Annotated in this window: 27 protein-coding genes; 15 read left to right on the top strand and 12 right to left on the bottom strand. The window is 66.7% G+C overall.

All coding sequences use genetic code 11. The annotated features are described in order from the left end of the window. Positions 1–3 precede the first annotated feature (3 nt). On the bottom strand, positions 4–237 hold the full coding sequence (gene rpsU, locus AC1RRR_RS18725; RefSeq protein WP_198576648.1) for a 30S ribosomal protein S21: 234 nt from the start codon (positions 235–237) through the stop codon (positions 4–6). A gap of 182 nt (positions 238–419) precedes the next feature. Here rpsU and AC1RRR_RS18720 point away from each other — a divergent pair, with 182 nt between their 5' ends. After that, complete coding sequence (locus AC1RRR_RS18720) at positions 420–1100, top strand: COQ9 family protein (RefSeq protein ID WP_492815420.1); 681 nt, start codon at positions 420–422, stop codon at positions 1098–1100. A 124-nt stretch (positions 1101–1224) separates the two neighbouring features. Here the strand turns inward: AC1RRR_RS18720 and rcdA are convergent, their stop codons facing one another. Together rcdA and AC1RRR_RS18710 are read right to left on the bottom strand one after the other, a co-directional pair. Next, a complete protein-coding gene (rcdA, locus tag AC1RRR_RS18715) occupies positions 1225–1734 on the bottom strand; it encodes a protease adaptor protein RcdA (RefSeq protein ID WP_454717908.1) in 510 nt (169 codons plus the stop codon). 198 nt (positions 1735–1932) lie between these two features. After that, complete coding sequence (locus AC1RRR_RS18710; protein ID WP_492815419.1) at positions 1933–2139, bottom strand: DUF1192 domain-containing protein; 207 nt, start codon at positions 2137–2139, stop codon at positions 1933–1935. Positions 2140–2215: 76 nt separating this feature from the next. On the opposite strand from AC1RRR_RS18710, the gene AC1RRR_RS18705 reads away from it, so the two are divergent. Further along, positions 2216–3190 carry an NAD(P)H-quinone oxidoreductase gene (locus tag AC1RRR_RS18705; RefSeq protein ID WP_492815418.1) on the top strand — a complete coding sequence of 325 codons (975 nt, stop codon included), beginning with the start codon at positions 2216–2218 and terminating at the stop codon, positions 3188–3190. Positions 3191–3330: 140 nt separating this feature from the next. Beyond that, positions 3331–4047 (top strand): DUF1013 domain-containing protein, encoded by a 717-nt coding sequence (locus tag AC1RRR_RS18700; RefSeq protein ID WP_492815417.1) that lies wholly within the window; start codon positions 3331–3333, stop codon positions 4045–4047. A gap of 84 nt (positions 4048–4131) precedes the next feature. Here AC1RRR_RS18700 and AC1RRR_RS18695 read toward each other — a convergent pair whose 3' ends face one another. Continuing rightward, positions 4132–4305 (bottom strand): YdcH family protein, encoded by a 174-nt coding sequence (locus tag AC1RRR_RS18695; protein WP_454717904.1) that lies wholly within the window; start codon positions 4303–4305, stop codon positions 4132–4134. Positions 4306–4435: 130 nt separating this feature from the next. On the opposite strand from AC1RRR_RS18695, the gene AC1RRR_RS18690 reads away from it, so the two are divergent. The 3 genes from AC1RRR_RS18690 to AC1RRR_RS18680 are packed head-to-tail and all read left to right on the top strand — an operon-like array spanning position 4436 to position 5811. Further along, positions 4436–5053: a UbiX family flavin prenyltransferase gene (locus AC1RRR_RS18690; protein WP_492815416.1), complete on the top strand. Its 618-nt coding sequence runs from the start codon at positions 4436–4438 to the stop codon at positions 5051–5053. 5 nt (positions 5054–5058) lie between these two features. Then, positions 5059–5520 (top strand): TIGR02444 family protein, encoded by a 462-nt coding sequence (locus AC1RRR_RS18685; protein ID WP_492815415.1) that lies wholly within the window; start codon positions 5059–5061, stop codon positions 5518–5520. Positions 5521–5580: 60 nt separating this feature from the next. Beyond that, on the top strand, positions 5581–5811 hold the full coding sequence (locus AC1RRR_RS18680; RefSeq protein ID WP_492815414.1) for a YdcH family protein: 231 nt from the start codon (positions 5581–5583) through the stop codon (positions 5809–5811). Positions 5812–5814: 3 nt separating this feature from the next. On the opposite strand, the gene AC1RRR_RS18675 is transcribed toward AC1RRR_RS18680, so the two are convergent. Both AC1RRR_RS18675 and AC1RRR_RS18670 read right to left on the bottom strand, forming a co-directional pair. Beyond that, positions 5815–6177: a response regulator gene (locus AC1RRR_RS18675; protein WP_492815413.1), complete on the bottom strand. Its 363-nt coding sequence runs from the start codon at positions 6175–6177 to the stop codon at positions 5815–5817. A gap of 96 nt (positions 6178–6273) precedes the next feature. Beyond that, on the bottom strand, positions 6274–6990 hold the full coding sequence (locus AC1RRR_RS18670; protein WP_492815412.1) for a GGDEF domain-containing protein: 717 nt from the start codon (positions 6988–6990) through the stop codon (positions 6274–6276). A 223-nt stretch (positions 6991–7213) separates the two neighbouring features. On the opposite strand from AC1RRR_RS18670, the gene purE reads away from it, so the two are divergent. Then, a complete protein-coding gene (gene purE, locus AC1RRR_RS18665; protein ID WP_492815411.1) occupies positions 7214–7696 on the top strand; it encodes a 5-(carboxyamino)imidazole ribonucleotide mutase in 483 nt (160 codons plus the stop codon). Between the two features lie 4 nt (positions 7697–7700). Further along, positions 7701–8786 carry a 5-(carboxyamino)imidazole ribonucleotide synthase gene (locus AC1RRR_RS18660; RefSeq protein WP_492815410.1) on the top strand — a complete coding sequence of 362 codons (1086 nt, stop codon included), beginning with the start codon at positions 7701–7703 and terminating at the stop codon, positions 8784–8786. A 5-nt stretch (positions 8787–8791) separates the two neighbouring features. Here the strand turns inward: AC1RRR_RS18660 and AC1RRR_RS18655 are convergent, their stop codons facing one another. From AC1RRR_RS18655 to AC1RRR_RS18640, 4 genes are read right to left on the bottom strand one after another with little or no spacing between them, the layout of a single operon-like run. Continuing rightward, positions 8792–9307: a hypothetical protein gene (locus tag AC1RRR_RS18655; protein ID WP_492815409.1), complete on the bottom strand. Its 516-nt coding sequence runs from the start codon at positions 9305–9307 to the stop codon at positions 8792–8794. Further along, positions 9298–9603 (bottom strand): PadR family transcriptional regulator, encoded by a 306-nt coding sequence (locus tag AC1RRR_RS18650; protein ID WP_492815408.1) that lies wholly within the window; start codon positions 9601–9603, stop codon positions 9298–9300. The genes AC1RRR_RS18655 and AC1RRR_RS18650 overlap by 10 nt, the downstream gene beginning before the upstream one ends. Positions 9604–9653: 50 nt before the next feature. Continuing rightward, positions 9654–9893, bottom strand: coding sequence for a helix-turn-helix domain-containing protein (locus AC1RRR_RS18645; RefSeq protein ID WP_492815407.1), 240 nt, complete (start codon positions 9891–9893; stop codon positions 9654–9656). Then, the gene (locus AC1RRR_RS18640) at positions 9893–10393 is read right to left on the bottom strand and encodes a DUF2975 domain-containing protein (RefSeq protein ID WP_492815406.1); all 501 of its coding nucleotides are present in this window, start codon (positions 10391–10393) and stop codon (positions 9893–9895) included. Before AC1RRR_RS18640 ends, AC1RRR_RS18645 begins: the two co-directional genes overlap by 1 nt. Before the next feature lie 94 nt (positions 10394–10487). On the opposite strand from AC1RRR_RS18640, the gene AC1RRR_RS18635 reads away from it, so the two are divergent. The 6 genes from AC1RRR_RS18635 (at position 10488) to AC1RRR_RS18610 (ending at position 15849) form a co-directional block, all read left to right on the top strand. Beyond that, on the top strand, positions 10488–11420 hold the full coding sequence (locus AC1RRR_RS18635; protein ID WP_492815405.1) for an ABC transporter ATP-binding protein: 933 nt from the start codon (positions 10488–10490) through the stop codon (positions 11418–11420). Then, positions 11420–12145 (top strand): ABC transporter permease, encoded by a 726-nt coding sequence (locus AC1RRR_RS18630; RefSeq protein ID WP_492815404.1) that lies wholly within the window; start codon positions 11420–11422, stop codon positions 12143–12145. The genes AC1RRR_RS18635 and AC1RRR_RS18630 overlap by 1 nt, the downstream gene beginning before the upstream one ends. 47 nt (positions 12146–12192) lie before the next feature. Further along, on the top strand, positions 12193–12903 hold the full coding sequence (locus tag AC1RRR_RS18625) for an aspartate/glutamate racemase family protein (RefSeq protein ID WP_492815403.1): 711 nt from the start codon (positions 12193–12195) through the stop codon (positions 12901–12903). Positions 12904–12944: 41 nt separating this feature from the next. After that, positions 12945–15272 carry a GH92 family glycosyl hydrolase gene (locus AC1RRR_RS18620; protein ID WP_492815402.1) on the top strand — a complete coding sequence of 776 codons (2328 nt, stop codon included), beginning with the start codon at positions 12945–12947 and terminating at the stop codon, positions 15270–15272. Positions 15273–15335: 63 nt separating this feature from the next. After that, positions 15336–15521, top strand: a complete 186-nt coding sequence (locus AC1RRR_RS18615) for a hypothetical protein (RefSeq protein WP_492815401.1) — start codon at positions 15336–15338, stop codon at positions 15519–15521. A 7-nt stretch (positions 15522–15528) separates the two neighbouring features. Further along, the gene (locus AC1RRR_RS18610) at positions 15529–15849 is read left to right on the top strand and encodes a type II toxin-antitoxin system RelE/ParE family toxin (RefSeq protein ID WP_492815400.1); all 321 of its coding nucleotides are present in this window, start codon (positions 15529–15531) and stop codon (positions 15847–15849) included. Here AC1RRR_RS18610 and pbpC read toward each other — a convergent pair. Next, positions 15846–18074 carry a multimodular transpeptidase-transglycosylase PbpC gene (gene pbpC / locus AC1RRR_RS18605; protein ID WP_492815399.1) on the bottom strand — a complete coding sequence of 743 codons (2229 nt, stop codon included), beginning with the start codon at positions 18072–18074 and terminating at the stop codon, positions 15846–15848. The genes AC1RRR_RS18610 and pbpC overlap by 4 nt on opposite strands. Positions 18075–18128: 54 nt before the next feature. Between pbpC and AC1RRR_RS18600 the strand changes: the two genes are divergently transcribed. Then, a complete protein-coding gene (locus tag AC1RRR_RS18600) occupies positions 18129–18617 on the top strand; it encodes a YcgN family cysteine cluster protein (RefSeq protein WP_492815398.1) in 489 nt (162 codons plus the stop codon). A 211-nt stretch (positions 18618–18828) separates the two neighbouring features. On the opposite strand, the gene rpmE is transcribed toward AC1RRR_RS18600, so the two are convergent. Further along, positions 18829–19056, bottom strand: coding sequence for a 50S ribosomal protein L31 (rpmE, locus tag AC1RRR_RS18595; RefSeq protein WP_454717888.1), 228 nt, complete (start codon positions 19054–19056; stop codon positions 18829–18831). Positions 19057–19150: the final 94 nt, after the last annotated feature.

The raw sequence follows: 19150 nt of genomic DNA, 5'->3' as shown, positions 1-19150 counted from the left end.
GTTCTACCGGGCCGGCTTCTTCGGCATCGGCAGCAGGCCTTCGCGCTGGGCGCGCTTGCGGGCCAGCTTGCGAGCGCGACGGACGGCTTCAGCCTTTTGGCGAGCGCGCTTTTCCGACGGCTTTTCATAATGCACGTGCCGCTTCATTTCGCGGAACGAGCCTTCGCGTTGCATCTTCTTCTTCAGGGCCTTCAGCGCCTGATCGACGTTGTTGTCGCGGACGAAAATCTGGACCAGGGGTATCTCTCCATTCGACAGCCCGACCAATATTCCCAAGTCCCTCTTGAGGGGCCGGGCGGGCGAACAAAACCGGGTAACCTGAGAGGGGTGCTCCCAGGCGATGAGGCGGGGCTGATAGCAGAGCGAAGGGCCGCTGTCCATGCGCGACGCGGCCTAAACCTCGGTGTAGACTCGGATTTATGAACCAAACCGCTCAGACCCCTGATGACGCCGCCGGTCAAGCTTCCGGTCGGACCTGGGCCGACGACGCCGAACAGCGCGTGCTGGACGAGGCCGTGCGGCTGGCGCCCAAGGCCGGCTGGAACGCCGGTCTGGTCTCGCGAGCCCTTGCGGCGGCAGGGCTCAGCGACGCCGAGGGCCAGCTGCTGCTGCCCGAAGGCCCCCGCGACCTGGCGGCTCTGCTGTCGCGACGCCATGACGCGGCGATGCTTGTCCGCCTGAAAGCGTTCGATGTCGCGGCCCTGAAGATTCGCCAGAAAATCCGCGAGGGCGTGATCGCCCGCCTGGACGCCGCCCAGGAACACGCTGACGTGATGCGTCCGCTGGCCGCCTTCCTGGCCTTCCCGACCAACCTGGCGCTGGCCCTGCGCCTGACCTGGGAATCGGCCGACATGATCTGGCGCTGGGCCGGTGACGCGGCGACCGACGAGAACCACTATTCCAAGCGGGCCATCCTGTCGGGGATCCTGATCTCGACCCTGGCCGTCGACCTGGCCTCGGGCCGGACCTCGGCGCTGAGCCATCTGGACGCACGCATCGACAACGTCATGGCCTTCGAGAAGTGGAAGGCGGGCCTGAAGCCCATGGACCTGGCCAGCGAGGTCGTCGCGGCCCTGGCCAAGATCCGCTTCGGGAAATGACTGGAATCTGCTCCCCTCCTGGGGGAGCTGTCGGCGGAGCCGACTGAGGGGGCATCGCCGGCCTATGCCGAGCTGCCCCCTCCGGCCCTACGGGCCACCTCCCCCAGCGGGGGAGGAGAATATCTTAGCCCCCGAAGGCGGCCGTCAGGCGGTCGAAGTGGGCCTGGACGGGGCGCGGAGCCTCTTCGTTGGGCGATTCCACGTACATGCGGCGGTCCAGGTGGCGGACACGCTCGTAGAGGCGCTCAGAGCGCGTCAGCAGGTGCGTCAGGCCGAAGGGCAGCTCCTCGATGGCCGGGGCCTCGCCGGTGGCTTCCTCGCCCAGGCGATAGCTTTCCGCACAAGCAGCTTCCGGCGGCATCTCGCCTTCACGCACGGCGCGCTGGACCAGCAGCCACGAGGCCACCTGCATCAGGCGGGTGGTCAGGCGCATGCTCTCGGTGGCGTAGCCCAAGGCGGCGTTGCGCGAGAGGATCTTGCTGTCATGCCGGCCGGCGCCATCGAGATAGGCGGCGGTCTCTTCGACCAGCTGCATGCCTTCCTCGAACGTGCGGTCGAACAGTTCCGATCGCGCGAAGTCCTGGATCACTCCGGCGCGCCAAGGCGTGTCCGCGAACGCGTTCACTTCGGTCATAGCTACTCAATGCCCCTTCGAAAGGCCGCGAGGACGTCTCGCTTGGTGACGGAACTGCAACGCCCGTGCCAAGACCAACCGTCCCGTTTCGCGACCCGCCCCCCTTTCGAACCGACGACGCTCTTACTGTAGAGTTGCGTCCGAAAGCGGATGAACGCTTAAGACGCCAGTAACCTCACCGAAACCTTAAAAGAGCTTTTAGTCCAGGCGACCAAACAGCGCATTTGCCGCGTCGCGCCCCGCCTTTTTCTTCGTCAGCTGGGCCTTGGTGCGTTCGATTTCGGCCTGCAGGGCCTCGATCCGCTCTTCCAGTTCCGCGACGCCGTAGATCTCGAGATCCTCGTGGGTCGTCTCGTTCAAAGCACGTCCGCTGAAGGCGCGGGCTTCCGCAGGCTCTTCGAACATCGGCTTTTCTCCCTTTTCCGTCCGATATCTGACGCCTACCTAGGTCTCAAGGCAAGCTTCACGAGGTTTGAGGTCCATGACGCAGACGATGACGGCGATCGCGATCGAAGGCGGCAAAGGCCCTGCCGAGGCCCTCCATCCGGTAGACCTTGAGCGTCCCGCGCCGGGACCGGGCGAGATCCTGATCAAGATCGCCGCGGCGGGCGTGAACCGTCCCGACCTCCTGCAACGCATGGGTTTCTACCCGCCGCCGCCTGGCGCGCCGGCGACCCTGGGCCTGGAAGTGGCCGGTGAGGTTGTCGTGGCTGCAGGGCGCTGGAACGTCGGCGACAAGGTCTGCGCCCTGGTGGGCGGCGGCGGTTATGCGGAATATGTCGTGGTCGACGCCCGCCACGCCTTGCCGATCCCGGGCGACCTGGATCTGGTCCATGCGGCGGCCCTGCCCGAGACCGTCTTCACCGTCTTCGCCAACGTGTTCGAGCACGGCGCCCTGAAGGCCGGCGAGACGCTGCTGGTTCATGGTGGAACGTCCGGAATCGGAACAACCGCGATCGCCATGGCCAAGGCGGCCGGCGCCAAGGTCATCGCCACGGGCCGCGGCGCCGACAAGAAGGCCAAGGCGCTCGAGCTGGGCGCCGACATCGCCATCGACACCAAGACCGAGGACTTCGCCGAGGTGGTCAAGGCCGCCGGCGGCGCGGATGTGGTGCTCGACATGGTCGGAGCCAGCTATTTCGAGAAGAACCTCGACGCCCTGAACGTCGGTGGCCGCATCGTCTACATCGCCAGCCTGGGTGGGGCGGTGCTCGAGGTGCCGGTGATGAAGGTCATGCAGAAGCGCGCCGTGATCACCGGCTCGACCCTGCGCCCTCGCTCGGCCGACGAAAAAGCCCGCCTGGCCGCCGAGGTCGAACGCGTCGCCTGGCCGTGGGTAGCTGCCGGCAAGCTGAAGCCGCTGATCGACGCGACCTTCCCGTTGGCGGACGCCGCCAAGGCGCATGCGCATCTGGAGGCAGGGGAGCATGTCGGCAAGGTCGTGTTGACGGTCTAGAGAAAGACTAGAGGGGGCGGAAAGCTCTGGCGCTGTTGAAGTTTGCTTGATCCCCGTTCCCTTTTCGCGAGAACCGGATTATAGCTTTTCCAACATCCCGCCCGGCCGAAAGGCCGGGCGCCGTCATTTCTGGAGGACCGATGTCCGACATCCTGATGCCCAAGGCGACCGCCGTCTGGTTGGTGGACAACACCTCGCTCAGCTTCGAGCAGATCGCCGATTTCTGCGGTCTGCACCCGCTGGAAGTGCGCGGCATCGCCGACGGTGAAGTGGCGCGCGACATCCGCGGCGCCGACCCGATCGGCAACGGCCAGCTGACCCGCGAAGAGCTGGACAAGGCCCAGGGCAATCCGGACTACCGCATGAAGGCCCAGGTCAGCCGTCACGCCGAGCTGCTGAAGCCGGCCAAGAAGGCCCCGCGCTACACGCCGGTCTCGCGTCGCCAGGACCGTCCGGACGCCATCGCCTGGTTCCTGCGCCACCACCCCGAAGTGACCGACGCCCAGATCTCGAAGATCCTGGGCACCACCAAGGCCACGATCGAGCAGGTCCGCGCCCGCACCCACTGGAATGCGGCCAACATCAAGCCGATCGACCCGGTGACCCTGGGCCTGGTCGGCCAGCTGGAGCTGGACGCGCTGGTCAAGAAGGCCGCCGAGAAGAAGGCCAAGGACGACCTGAAGAAGGGCATCCTGCCGGAAGACCCGACCCTGCGCCCCGCCGCCGAAGCCGGTCAGTTCGAGCCCGAGGTTGAGGAAGAGGAAGAAGACTTCCGCGCGCCCCGCGGCGACATCAAGGCCGAGGACGTGTTCGGCAAGTCGTCGGGTTACGTGGACGAGGAAGAAGACGAGGACTGATCCTCGGCTCCTTAGCCAGAAAAAGCAGAGGCCCCGCTCCTTGCCGGAGCGGGGCCTCGTGTTTTTCGGCTGCTATCCTAGCAGCTAGTGAAGTCGCGCCCTAAGGCCCTCGATCTCCTCCTTCAGCCGAAGCTTCTGCCGCTTCAGCTCCATAAGCATTGTAGCGTCGCTACCGGGTCTACTGGTCTCCTCCTGGATCTTGCGATCAAGGTTCTCGTGACGGGACCCAAGCTCGCGGATACGGGATTCGATGGCCATGGCTCTCGGCTCCATTGCTGTTGGAGAAGAAAGTGAACACCCGCTGCGCGGCGCTGTCAGATCACATATGATTGCAAGCGGCCCCGCTTGACGTGGCGCGGTTTGCTCCCAAGACGGACGAAAATTCACCATGACGGATGCTTCGAAGACCGTTGATCGCCAAAGGCTGGTGGTCGGGATCACGGGCGCTTCGGGCGTCGTTTATGGCCTGCGAACCCTGGATGCGCTGCGCGAACTGGGGGTCGAGAGCCATCTGGTGGTGTCCAAATCGGCGGCGCTGACGCTCGCCCAGGAGGCAGATCTCAGCGTCGCCGAGGTCAACGCCATGGCCGACGTCGTGCACCGCACCGCCGATGTCGGGGCCGCCATCGCGTCCGGCTCGTTCCGCACCTTAGGGATGATCGTCGCGCCCTGTTCGGTCCGTACGATGAGCGAAATCGCCACCGGCGTAACGTCTTCGCTGCTGACCCGCGCCGCCGACGTCACCCTGAAGGAGCGCCGCACCCTGGTGCTGATGGTGCGCGAGACGCCGCTGCACCTGGGCCACCTGCGCACCCTGACCAAGCTGGCCGAGATGGGCGCGGTGATCGCCCCGCCGCTGCCGGCCTTCTACGCCAAGCCCGCGACGATCGCCGAGATGGTCGACCAGTCGGTGGGCCGGGCGCTGGACCTGTTCGACCTGGCCTGGCAGCCCGTGAAGCGCTGGGGCGAGGACCTCGAAACGATCTCGGGCAAGAGCGAAGGTTAACGCCGGTGCGGTTCTGGGACTGGGCTCTGGAAGCCTATGCGCGACAACCTGTCGCGGAAGCCTGCCTGCGCCTGCAGGACGCCCACGGCCAGAACGTGCCGTGGCTGCTCTGGGCCGCCTGGATGGCCGGGGAAGGGCGCTCCGCCGACCTCAAGGACGCCGCCCGGATGATGCGCGCCTGGGACATCGAGATCGGCGCGCCGCTGCGCAGCGTGCGCCGGGCGTTGAAGGCGTCGCGTCCGCCCGTCGACGAGACCGCCAAGGAAGCCCTGCGCGACGCGGTGAAGGCCGTCGAACTGAAGGGCGAGCGGGTTTTGATGGAAAGTCTGGAGGCCCTGAGCGGTCCGCCAGGCACGCCGATGCCGGTTCTGGACGGCCTGATCGCCGCTACTGAAGCTTCCGGCGACCCGCCGCGTGGCAGCGCGCTCGAAAAGCTCGCGCAGGCCCTTGCTAAACCTTTGGGCTGAGCGCCTTTACCGGCTGTCAGCCTTTGCTATCTATCACCCCTTGATAGGGGCCCCACCGAGATGACGTCCATGAACGACGATGATCCGTCGGAAGATACCGACATCGCGATCGAACGTCGCCTCGCCGACCTGCGCGAGGAGCACAAGGACCTCGACGACGCCATCCAGGCGCTGGAAGAACGCTACCAGCCCGACATGCTGCAGATCGCGCGCTTGAAGAAGAAGAAGCTGAGCCTCAAGGACGAGATCGGTCGTCTGGAAGACCAGCTGACCCCCGACATCATCGCCTAGGGACTAGGCCGCTTCGCGGGCGGCTTCCAGGTCACGCACCGTCTGCAGCAGGCGGCCAGGGGTGATCGGCTTTTCCAAACGCGCATCGGCGTGCTGGTCCGCCTTCAGCAGGCGCGCGTCGCAGGCTGAGGCCATCAGGGTGACCGCGCCGGGGCGCGTCTTGCGCACGGCGCTAACCAGCTCGCCGCCGCTCATGCGCGGCATGGAATGGTCGGTGATCACCAGGTCGGGCGCGAAGCTGTCCAGGGCCTCGAAAGCCTCCTGGCCGTCCTGGCACAGCAGGACGTCAAACCCCGCTTCCGTCAGGGTGATCTCGTAGATCATCGAGAGAACCGGATCGTCCTCGGCGACCAGAATTCGCTGCATGTAACCCGCCCAGTCATGCTTAACAGACTATGAACGTGTTACCGCACCCACCGGGTTCCAGTCGCCGTGCGATAAGGTCGCATGACTGACGGTTGTCTAACCGACCGCCTTACGCTTCCGGACGAACATCGCCGCATCGGCCTCGGCCAGGGACACTTCGGGATCGGCGCCGGGTTCGATCTCGCGCACGCCGAACGAGACGTGCAGGGGAGCCGACCACTCGCCGAACTCCACCGGCTGGCTGCGGATCGCTTCGGCCAGGCTCTGGGCCTTGGCCATGGCGGTTTCCTTGTCGGCCTGGGCCAGCAGCACGGCGAACTCGTCGCCGCCCATGCGGCCCACCAGATCGCTCTCGCGCACATTGGCCAGCAGGCGCTTGGCCACCGCTTTGAGCGCCTCGTCGCCGGCGGCGTGGCCGAAGCGGTCGTTGACGCTCTTGAAGTTGTCCAGGTCGAAGAACACCAGGCTGGCCGACGAGCCGTAGCGCTGGGCGAAGGCCGAGACGCGCTTGGTCTCGCGCAGGAAGGCGCGGCGGTTCAGCACCGGGGTCAGGGCATCCATGTCGGCCAGGCCCTGCGCCTCGTTCAGCCGCAGCTTCAGCATGGCGACCTCGTTCCGCAGGTCGTCGATCTCGGTCATCAGGGTCTGCAGGGCCTCGATGACCTTGGGGGACATGTCCGCCTCGGTCAGGCCCAGAAAGGCGGCGCTGTCAGGCGCGGTGACCTCACGGGCGACGACCTGATTTCCGGCGCGCACAAGGGCGCGCTTGCGGATAGCGGCGAAAGGTTCGGTCCGGGCGCCGGTGATCTTCATGTCTCAACAGGGAATCGCAATGGCACAGCTGCGCCATGGTTAACGGGAACGGCGTTCGACGCAATCGGGGGTGCTGATTGGTCACACGCGCAAACAGTCGCATGCTCGACCTATGGGTGATTGAAAGGGTGATCCGTAGGCGGTCTGTGTCGTTTTGGGCTTGCGTGGACGGGGGGAGGCGCATACGGGGCGGCCTTCATTCACCGCGCCGAGGGACGACGCGATGACACCACCTGTCGCCATCATCATGGGCAGTCGTTCGGACTGGCCGACCATGAAGGGCGCGGCCGACGCGCTGGACAGCCTGGGCGTGGCCTACGAGGCCAAGGTCGTCTCGGCCCACCGCACCCCGCAGCGCCTGTTCGAGTTCGCCACCGGCGCGGAAGCCGCTGGCTACAAGGTGATCATCGCCGGGGCCGGCGGCGCGGCGCACCTGCCGGGCATGGCCGCCTCGATGACCAACCTGCCGGTGCTGGGCGTGCCGGTGCAGTCCAAGGCCCTCAGCGGCCTGGATTCCCTGCTTTCGATCGTCCAGATGCCGGGCGGCATTCCGGTGGCGACCCTGGCGATCGGCGAGGCCGGGGCCAAGAACGCCGGCCTGTTGGCCGCCCAGATCCTGGCCCTGTCGGATCCGGCCCTGGGCCAGCGCCTATCGGCCTTCCGCGCCGCCCAGACCGAGAGCGTCGCCGAGAGCGTCGAGGACTGAATTGATGGCTGAGTTCCCCCTCGTTCCCGGTTCGACCATCGGCATCCTCGGCGGGGGACAGCTGGGCCGCATGCTGGCCCTGGCCGCCGCCCGCCTGGGCTTCGATGTCGTCATCCAGGACCCCGAGGAGAACTCGCCCGCCGGCCGCGTCGCCGCGCGGCAGATCGTGGCCGCCTATGACGACCGCTGGGCCCTGAAGCGCCTGGCCGATGCCTGCGACGTGGTCACCTACGAATTCGAGAACGTCCCGGCCGACACGGTGTCGGAACTGGCCGCCCTGGGCGCGGTGGTCTCGCCCGGCGCCAAGGCCCTGGCTGCCGCCCAGGATCGCGTGGTCGAAAAGAGCTTTCTGGCCGAGATCGGCGTGCCGACCGTGGCCTTCGCCCCCGTCCACGACAGTGACAGCCTGGCCGTCGCGTTGGCCAAGATCGGCGCCCCGTCGCTGCTGAAGACCCGCCGCGAAGGCTACGATGGAAAGGGCCAGGCCTGGATCCAGAAGGCCGCCGACGCCGAAGCCTCGTTCGAGAAGATCGGCAGACGGTCGGCCATCCTGGAAGCGCCCGCCGACTTCGGCCGCGAACTGTCGGTGATCGCCGCGCGCGGCCGAGACGGCGAGATCGCCTGCTACCCTGTCGCCGAGAACCACCACGAAGGCGGCGTCCTGCGCCGCACCGTCGCCCCGGCCAAGATCACCCAGGCCACCCGCGACCAGGCCGAGAAGATCGCCGCCAAGATCCTGACCGCCCTGGACTATGTCGGCGTCATCGGCGTTGAGCTGTTCGAACTCGCCGACGGCAAGTTGCTGGTCAACGAGTTCGCCCCGCGCGTCCACAACACGGGCCATTGGACCCAGGACGGCTGCGAGGTCGACCAGTTCGAACAGCACATCCGCGCCGTCGCCGGCTGGCCGCTGGGCCCGACCGCCCCGCACCACCATGTCGAGATGACCAACCTGCTGGGCGCCGACGTCGACGCTTGGAAGAAGCTGGCCGCAGAGCCTGAAACCCGCGTCCACCTCTACGGTAAGGGCGAAGCGCGCCCGGGCCGCAAGATGGGCCACGTGAACCGGCTGCGGTCGTTGAAGGACTAACCTATCTATCCGGCAGAAATTATATCCTGGATATCTTTGACGGTAAAATTTACTCTGTTGAGCAGATAGCTGTTACACTTGCTCCAAAGTGTAAGGCTATCTACAGCAAGTATGTCGAGAGGGGCGGCTTTAGTTTCCCCGTTATTTATTTTTCGCCTCAATCTTTTTCCGTGAAGCGCTAGGGCTGGTGCGAACGCGCTGGCGGATAGATCGTAGACTCTTAAGATTACTTTGGCTTGGAAGAGCATGAAGCGCAGGTCGGCGCGAACCGTTATCGCGGCTCGGACGAAACCTAAGGCGGCAAAAAACTTCGAAAGTGGGCCCGGCATCTGTTCGAGGTGAGCTGCCCATTCCTCCGAGAATCGCTCGCGATGGTGCGGAGGCGCTCGCTCCACGGCTATAATGCGCAGCATATCCGCCCAGCGAGGAAGCCAGCCTTCTGCTTCAGATTTCAGCAGCCCCCCGAGAACGGCACCCGCAACTGCGGTCGCCACGGTGGTAATTGCTTTGCCTAGCTCCATGACGCGAGCCTCCCGAACATGGGGGAAAAGGCTTGAGCGGCATTTTGCGCGTAACGCTGACCTTCGCCGGTAATCGTATAGTAGCGACGACGTGGGCGTCCAAGTTCCTTCGGATCGCCCACTTCCCATTCGCTTCGAACCAGCCCGGCTTGCTCGAGGCGTAGCAGAATGGGGTACAGCGTTCCGCTAGCCAGTTTGGTGGCTTTCGAAAGCTCAGCTCCAGACTGCTCACGCGCCGTGAAGAGTGCGTCCAGCACCTGTAGCGTTTGTGGTGTAGGGCGGGGATTGGATCTCATGTAGAAACTCTACATAGGGCTATGTAGAGTGTCAATCTAGTGCGAGCGGCTCAGTCCTCCTCGTCCGCTCCGGCCAGGTCGGCGGCGTCGAAGTCGTAGTCCAGCAGGTCGCCGGGGCGGCAGTCCAGGGCCGCGCACAGGCGGGCCAGGGTGCGGAAGCGGATGCCTTTGACCTTGCCTGAGCGAAACAGGGACAGCTGGGTCTCGCTGAGGCCCACCTCGGCCGCCAGGTCGCGGGCCTTCAGGCCCTTGGCGACGATCAGGGCGTCCAGGGTGACGCGAACGGGCATCAGATCATCTCGTCCAGCTCGGCCTGCGCCGCCAGGGCCTGGTCCATCACGCGGCCCAGCAGGAACAGGGCGCCGCCGATCATGCCCAGCGTCATGCCGGGCACGTCGAAGTGGAAATAGCCACCCTTGGTCGCTCCGACCAGCCGCATCAGGTTGCTGACCACGAAGACGCTGCACACCCCGCCCGCGCCCAGGGCCAGGCCGACACGGCGCAGGGCCGGGGGCAGGGCGGCCTGGATCAGTCGGCCCTTGGACAGGTCGCCCAGGGTCTGGCCGATCGTCCAGACGCCGAACAGGTAGCAGGCGGCGGGCAGGTTCCAGATCGTATAGGCCACGATCCGGTCGAGCCTGAGCGGCGCCTTGTGCACGAGGACCATCAGAGGCGGGACGATCCAGGCGATCGCCGCCAACAGCAGGCCGACACTGGCGACCATGAACACCGCCAGCCAGCGGAACTGGCTGCACATGCGGCGGAAATTCTCGACGTCCTTCGCGCTCACGGCAGCCTCCGATCCTGTCTCATCTTTAATCTTGACTTAAAGACGATCGCTTCGCAACTTTATATCTAACTTAAACGAACGGAGCGCGACGGCCATGCCTGCCGCCATCGAGACCGAAGGCCTTTCCCGTCGTTTCGGCCCGCGCCTGGCGGTCGACGCGGTGTCGATGACCGTGCCCGAACGGGCCGTGTACGGCTTCCTGGGCCGCAACGGCGCGGGCAAGACCACGACGCTGAAGATGGTGCTGGGCCTGATCCGCCCGACCGCCGGCGTCGCCAGGGTCTGCGGCCTGGACGTCGCCCGCGACCGCATCGGCGCGGCGCGCAAGATCGGGGCGCTGCTGGAGGCGCACGGCTTCTACGGCAACCTGACGGGCCGCGAGAACCTGGCCCTCACCGCGACCTTACTGGGCCTGCCCGCCCGCGAGATCGATCGGGTGTTGGCGGTGGTCGAGATGACGGCCGACGCGAACCGCAAGGTCGCGGGCTATTCGCTGGGCATGCGTCAGCGCCTGGGCCTGGCCCGCGCCATGCTGGGCGCGCCGCCGGTGTTGGTGCTGGACGAGCCGACCAACGGCCTGGACCCCGACGGCATCGCCGACATGCGTCGCTTCCTCAAGAGCCTGCCTGAGCGCACCGGCGCCACGGTGCTCCTCTCCAGCCACCTGCTGGGCGAGATCGAGCAGACCGCCACCCATGTCGGTGTCGTCAATGACGGCCGCCTGGTGCTGGAGGGCGAGCTGTCGCGGCTGAAGGCCGATCTGGCGCCGGAGATCCTGCTGCGCACCGGCGACGACGCCAAGGCGATCCAGGTGTTGGCAGGCCACGAGCTGTCACCGGTCACGACCGAGGCGGGCCTGGCGATCCCCCTGCGAGCGGGCGAGGACGCCGACCAGACGACCGCTGCGCTGAACCGCGCCCTGGTCCAGGCCGGTCTGCCGGTGTTCGCCATCGGCCCGCGTGATCGTTCGCTGGAAGACATCTACCGCCAGGTTTCCGCTCCCCAACCCCAAGCCGAGGTCGCCTGATGCTGGCCGTCCTGTCCGTCGAACTGCGCAAGCTGAACCGCTCGCTGGCCGCCGTCCTGGCGCTGGCCGCGCCGGCCCTGATCGCGGTCTTCGCCTTCTTCGTCCTGCTGCGTGGGAACAAGCCGCCGCCCTGGGAGATGCTGCTGCAGGCCTCGACCGGCATCTGGGCCTATTTCATGCTGCCGATGAGCGTGACGGCCCTGACCGCCCTGGTCGCGCACATGGAGCACGGGCCGCGCAGCTGGGACCACCTGCGCGCCCTGCCGGTGCCGCGCTGGCGGCTCTATGCGGCCAAGGCGATCTGCGTGGTCGGTGTGGTGGCGATCATGACCGTGTTGAACCTCGTGTTCACGATCGCCGCCGTCCACCTGGCCGGGACGATCAAGCCCGTCGTGGCGCCGGTGGGGAACCCTGACCTGACGCGTTTCGCCGTGCTGAACGCCAAGGTGCTGGCGGCCGCCGTGCTGCTGATCGCCATCCAGCTGTGGACCGCCCTGCGCTTCGCCAGCTTCGTGCCGGCCCTGGCGCTGGGCATCGGCGGGACCTTCTTCTCGGTCGTGGCGACCTCGGCCAAGGAGGGGGTGTTCTTCCCTTGGCAGATGCCGGTCAACATGCTGGCCAAGGAAGCCTGGCGGGTCGAGACGGCCTTGGCCCTGGGCGGCGGGCTGGGCCTGATCGCCCTGGCGGCGGCCATCGTCCACTTGGCGCGCCGCGAGGTGTTGTAAGGCTGCCTCGGGCTCTCTAGGACCGTCCTGACGAACAGGGGGCGCCCATGGCCGAGCAGCAGCTCATCGGATTGATCGGCGGCATGAGCTGGGAAAGCTCGGCCCAGTACTACCGGCTGATCAACGAGGCGGTGCGCGAGCGGCTGGGCGGCGTGGCCTCGGCGCGGACCCTGATGTGGTCGTTCGACTTCGCCGAGATCGAGCACCTGCAACACGCCGGCCGCTGGCCCGAGCTGTCGCGTCGCCTGGCCGACGCCGCCCGGGCGCTGGAGGCCGGCGGGGCCGACTTCCTGGTCCTTTGCACCAACACCATGCACCGCGAGGCCGACGAGATCGAAGCGGCGGTGCAGATCCCGTTGCTGCACATCGCCGACCCGACCGGGGCAGCGATCAAGGCCGCCAGCCTGACGACCGTGGGCCTGCTGGGCACGGCCTTCACCATGGAGCACGAGTTCTATCGCGGCCGACTGGAGAAGAAGCACGGCCTGACGGTCCTGACCCCCGACGCCGATGACCGCGCCGCCGTGCACAAGATCATCTACGAAGAACTGGTCGCCGGCCGCGTGCTGGACGCCTCGCGCGAGGTCTACAAGGCGGTGATCCAGCGGCTGGTCGAGCGCGGCGCGCAGGCTGTGATCCTGGGCTGCACCGAGATCATGCTGCTGATCGGCCAAGAGGACAGCGCCGTGCCGGTGTTCGACACCACGGCCCTGCATGCGATGGCCGCCGTCGACCACGCCTTGAAAGGCGCCGCCTAGCCGATAGGGTGCCGCTTCGCTCTAGTTGCGGAGTCTCCCCCATGCGTCTGCGCCTCGCCCTGCTCGCCAGCCTTTCGATTCTGGCGGCGAGCCCCGTCCTGGCCCAGACGGCGTACGAGTCCGTCGATCCCTTCATCGGCACGGGCGGCGACGGCCACACCTTCCCCGGCGCGGTCGTCCCGTTCGGCATGGTGCAGTTGAGCCCCGACACCGACATCCTGCCGTTCAAGCAGAGCTATGCCCGCGCGGCCGGCTATCGGTTCGGCGACCCGACCATCCTGGGCTTCTCGCACACCCACTTCTCGGGCGCGGGCCACTCGGATCTGGGCGACATCCTGCTGACCCCCGTTTCGGGCGAGGCCAGGCTGGAGCCGGGCGCGGTCGACAAGCCGGGCTCGGGCTATCGCTCGCGCTACACCCACGCCAGCGAGGTGGCCCAGCCGGGCTACTACGCCGTCACCCTCGAGGACAGCCACGTGCGGGCCGAGCTGACCGCGGGCCTGCGCACGGGCCTGCATCGCTACACCTTCCAGAAGGGCGACCGCGCCCAGGTGCTGATCGACCTGCGCAGCTCGATCTACAACTATCCGGGCAAGGTGCTGTGGTCGCGACTGCGCGTGGCCCCGGACGGGACGATCACCGGCTATCGCGAGACGCGCGGCTGGGCGCCGGGTCGCAAGCTGTTCTTCGCCATCAAGTTCGACCGTCCTCTGGTCGGACAGGCTTTCCACAACAAGGAAGCCGACATCCCCTACAAGGGCTTCGCCCAGCCGGGCCGCACGCCCGAGGACCGCGCCCAGGTGCAGGGCCGGGCGCTGGTCGGCGTGTTCGACTTCGGCCAGATCGACGGCCCGCTGACCGCCAAGGTGGCGCTGTCGTCGGTCAGCGAGGACGGCGCGATAGCCAACCTCGCCAGCGACGAGCCGGGCTTCGACTTCGACGCCCAACGCGGACGCGCCAAGGCGGCCTGGGAGAAGGCGCTGGGGGCGGTCGATATCCAGGCCCCGGCCCTGATGCGGAAGACCCTCTACACGGCGCTCTATCACACCCTGCTGGCCCCCAGCGTCTTCGCCGATGCCGACGGCCGCTACCGGGGTCCCGACGATCAGGTGCACGAGGGCGTGCAGGACGGTCGGAAGTTCACCTTCCACTCGACCTTCTCGCTGTGGGACACCTTCCGGGCCGAGCACCCGCTGCTGACCCTGGTGCAGCCGGCCGACTACACCAACGACGTGGTCAACTCGCTGATCGCCTCGCAGCGCCAGAGCCCTTACGGCATCCTGCCGGTCTGGCAGTTCCACGGCCAGGAGACCTGGACGATGATCGGCTACCACGCCGTGCCGGTCATCGCCGACGCCTGGATGAAGGGCATCCGCGGCTATGACGGCAAGGCGGCCCTGGACGCCATGGTCAAGAGCGCGACCTACGCCCCGTACGGCGGCCTGGGCGACTACATGAAGCTGGGTTACGTGCCGATCGACAAGGAGCCCGAGGCGGCGTCCAAGACGGTCGAATACGCCTATGACGACTGGACCATCGCCCGCATGGCCCGCGCCCTGGACAACGACACGGTCGCCAAGACCTTCGAGAAGCGCGCTGGTTACTGGCGCAACAGCTTCGACCTGAAGACCGGCTTCCTGCGGGCCCGCAAGAGCGACGGGACCTATCGCGAGCCGTTCAACCCGACCGCCATCAACTATGGCTCGGACTATACGGAAGGCAACGCCTGGCAATATTCGTGGTTCGCCCCGCAGGACCTCGGCGGGGTGGTCACGGCGCTGGGCGGCGACGCGGCGACGGTGAAGAAGCTGGACGCCATGTTCGACTTCGACAACTCGAAGATCGACTACTCACATGCCGAGGACATCGCCGGCCTGATCGGCCAGTACATCCACGGCAACGAGCCCAGCCACCACGTGGCCTATATGTACAACTACGCTGGCGCGCCGTGGCGCACGCAAGGCCGCCTGACCCAGATCATCAAGAGCCAGTACAAGCCGACCCCGGACGGCCTGTCGGGCAATGACGACCTGGGCCAGATGTCGGCCTGGCTGATGTTCACCAGCCTGGGCTTCTATCCCGTGACCCCGGCCTCGAACGAGTACGCCATTGGCCGTCCGTTCGTGGACAAGGCGGCGCTGAACCTGCCCAACGGCAAGCGCTTCACAGTGCGGGCCGAGGGGATGTCGGACGCCAAGCCCTACGTCGCCAAGGTCACCCTGAACGGCAAACCCCTGACCCGCGCCTTCCTGCGCCACGAGGAGATCATCGCCGGCGGCGAACTGGTCTTCACGATGAGCGCCACGCCGAACAAGACCTGGGCGACGAAGATCGCGGATCGGCCGACGTCGATGACGGGTTACAGATAGGCGCGACGCTCAGCGTAGTGACAAGCGCGCAAAGTTGGCGTTATGTTCTGGGTAGGAGTTCTCATGACCCGCCCGACGAAGACCGCCGACTTCGTGACGCCGCCGATCCTTTCGGCGCGGTCTCGTGCGCTGTTGTCGGACGCCGAACGCGCTCAGCGTGGTCGGGCCCAGGTCGCGGCAGGCGACTATCTGGACGATGATGAACTGGACGCTTTCCTGGACAACTTGATCCCTCCAGACGAGGCCTGATCGGGCCTTGGTCTGGAAGGTCAGGCTATCCCCAGACGCGCAGGCGGACCTGCAGGGCGTCGCGAGATGGTTGAGCCAGCCTGGCGCGGGACAATCAGCGCGCAAAAGACTCAAAGAAATCTGGGCGGGCATCAAAGGGTTGCGCACCAACGCTTTGCGGCATCCCGTCTTCGAGCCGACCGGCGGGCGCAAGTGCAACATCTCGGGTGGCTACGAGATCCACTACGATGTCTTTCCGAACCCGCCTGGGTCCGGCCGGTCGGGGATCGTGGTCGTATCGTTCGTCAAGAGTCCCTACCAAGACTACGCGACCTTCGAGGACCGCTAGTAAGGCAGCTGATCCGGCGGAGGCTGCCCCGGCGTGCTCGGTTGCAAGGTCTCCGCCGCCTTCGCCGCCGCATCCAGCTCAGACGCCGCTCTCGCGAACTCGGCCGACAGCGTCTCGTAGTAGCCGTTGCGCGGGTCGGGCTCGGTCTGGGGCGCGGGGTCGGGCAGCAGCCAGGCGAAGTCGCGGACCGCCAGGGTCTGGTGGGCGGTCATCATGAAGCGCCGCCAGATGCTGGCCGGGATGTCGCCGCCGACCACCTTGTTCATCGGCTTTTCGTCGTCGTTGCCGACCCAGACGCCCGTGACGTAGTCGGGCGTGAAGCCGACGAACCAGGCGTCGCGCCAGTTCTGGCTGGTGCCGGTCTTGCCCGCCGCCGGGCGGCCGAAGGCGGCGCGTTTGGCCGTGCCGTCCGAGACCACCTTCTTCATCATCTTCACCATGATGCTGGCATGGCCGATGTCGTAGACGCGGCGCTCGGCGGCCGGCGGGGCGTGCTGGAAGAGGCCCCGGCCGTCCTGGGTCATGATCGACTCGATGACATAGGGCTCAAGCCGCACGCCGCCCTGCTGGAACACCTGGAAGCCCGAGGTCAGCTGCAGCAGGTTCACCTCGTACGAGCCCAGCGACACCGACAGATCCGGCACGGGCGGCAGGGACGTGATCCCGAAGCGACGGACCAGGTCGCCGATCGCCGCGCCGCCGGCTTCCTTGCCCAACTTCACGGCCACGGTGTTGGTCGAGGTGATCAGGGCCTGCTCGACGGTCATCGGACCGCGATAGCCGCCGCTGTAGTTCTCCGGGCTCCAGTCGCCGAACTTCACCGGCTCGTCGACGCGGATGTCGGTGGGCAAGACGCCCTTCTCGACGGCGGCGGCATAGATGAACGGCTTGAAGGTCGAGCCCGGCTGGCGGCGGGCCTGGACGGCGCGGTTGAAGGGGCTCTCGCCATAGCCGGTGCCGCCGACCATGGCGCGGATGGCGCCGTCGGCCGAGAGCGACAGCAGCGCAGCCTGGGACGCGCCCGAACGGGTGGTCTCGGTGGCCATGGTCTGGCGCACGACCTCGGCGCCCTCGTGTTGCAGCAGTGGGTCGATGGTCAGGCGCACCACCAGGTCGGGCGCATTCTGGCCGGCGATCTTCACGGCCTCTGTGGTGGCGTAGTCCAGCACCCAGCCGTAGTCGCCCTCGTCCTGCAGGGCCATCGGCGACAGGCGCGGGGTGTCGTCCAGCGCGCGGCTTTCCTGCTCGGCGGTGATCCAGCCTTCCTTGCGCATATTGGCCAGGATCAGGCGCGAGCGGGCCAGGGCGCGCTCCATGTCGTTGGTGAGGGCCAGGCGCGAGGGGGCCTTGGGCAGGCTGGCCAGCAGGGCCGATTCCGACAGGGTCAGCTGGCTGGCGGGCTTGCCGAAATAGGTCTGGGACGCGCCGTCGACGCCGTAGGTGCCGGCCCCGAAATAGATGCGGTTCAGATAGAGCTCGAGGATCTCGTCCTTGGTCAGGACCTGCTCCAGCTTATAGGCCAGCAGCATTTCCTGCAGCTTGCGCTTCACCACCCGGTCCGGGGTCAGGAACAGGCCCTTGGCCAGCTGCTGGGTCAGGGTCGAGGCGCCCTGCTTGGTGCGGCCGCCGCGCCAGTTGACCCAGGCGGCCCGGGCGATGCCCTGGGCGTCGATGGCCCCGTGCTTGTAGAAGCGCCGGTCCTCGGCCGCCAGGAAGGCCAGGGGGACGTAGTTGGGCACCGAATCGACCGTGATGCGCTGGCCGTAGCGCGGGCCGCGCGTGGCGATCACCTGGCCGTTGCGGTCCTCGAAGCGGATGCCGGGCGCGCGATTGACCGCGAACAGCGCCGCGCGCGAGGGCAGCTGCGGCGTGTCCTTCAGATATTTGAACCAGACATAGGCCGCGCCGCCGCCGACGGCGAGCACGCCGATCAGGAACGAGACCAGCAGCACGCCCCAGATCCAGCCCCACTTGCGGGCCTTCTTCTTGGCGGCGTGGTGCTTCAAATCCGCGCGGAACGGCTCCTCGGGCGGAGGAGGGGGCGCAGGCGGCGTCGGTGACCGAGGCGGCGGCGGGCTGTCGGAGAGCTTGAACGGATCCTTCAGCGGCGGCTCGGAAGCCCACGGATCATGGGGTTGCGCAGGCGCGCCAGGGCTCTGTCCCTGCCCACGCTTGGACGGATCCTTGTCGTCGAACTTGTAAGGCGGCAGCGTCCAGTCGTTCACGGTCTGCGTCAGGCTCTGTTTGGTCGCCGGGTCAATCGGGTTTAGGACGGCGCCATGACGCCACACAAATATTTCTGGCAGACGAAGACGCTCGTCGAAATGACCGTCCCCGAGTGGGAAAGTCTATGCGACGGCTGCGGACTTTGCTGCCTCGTTCGCTTCGAAGACGAAGATACCGGCGAAATCATCCCGACGCGCGTGCACTGCCAGCTGTTCGACGAACATCGCTGCCAGTGCAAGGACTATCCGAACCGCAAGAAAACGGTGCCGGACTGCATCAAGCTGACGCCGCACAATATCGAGGACCTGGAGTGGATGCCGCCCTCCTGCGCCTATCGCCGGCTGCATGAGGGCAAGGACCTGCCGCAATGGCATCCGCTGGTCACCGGCGATCCGGACAGCACCCACAAGGCCGGCGTCTCGATCCGCGACCAGACGGTGTCGGAGCTCAGCTTCGTCGACGCCGAGGACGCGATGGACTTCGTGGCGACGGATCTGATGCGCGATCGTGGGGATGATCCGTACGAGCCGGAGGAAGAATAGTCCCTCTCCCCTTGCGGGAGAGGGTGGCCGCCGCAGGCGGTCGGGTGAGGGGTTTCTCGGACTGACAGGTCTATCGACCCCTCATCCGGCCCTTCGGGCCACCTTCTCCCGCAAGGGGAGAAGGAAACCTAAGCCCCAGATACGGAAAAGGCCGACCCGCGAACGCGGAGCCGGCCTTTCGTCGCCCTTACGGCGAGAAGCGGTGAGCTTCTTACTTCTTCGCGGTGAAACCGGCGAACTTGGCGTTGAAGCGCGAGACGCGGCCGCCACGGTCCAGCATCTGGGCGTTGCCGCCCGTCCACGCCGGGTGGGTGCGCGGGTCGATGTCGAGCGCCAGGTTGGCGCCTTCCTTGCCGTAGGTCGAACGCGTTTGATAGTTCGAGCCATCCGTCAGGGTGACGGTGATGAAGTGGTAGTCGGGGTGAATGTCTTGTTTCATGGCGGCGATCCAGTCCGACTAAGCCGGCGAGTGTGAATTGGGGTAAGCGCCATCCTGCGCACGCGCGGGGTGGCCCTCGAAGACGGGCGGCTAT

Source organism: Caulobacter sp. GW821-FHT12D05, from assembly GCF_058807295.1.
The sequence above is the reverse complement of the archived record's forward strand: the minus strand, read 5'-3'. Positions and strand labels throughout refer to the sequence as shown.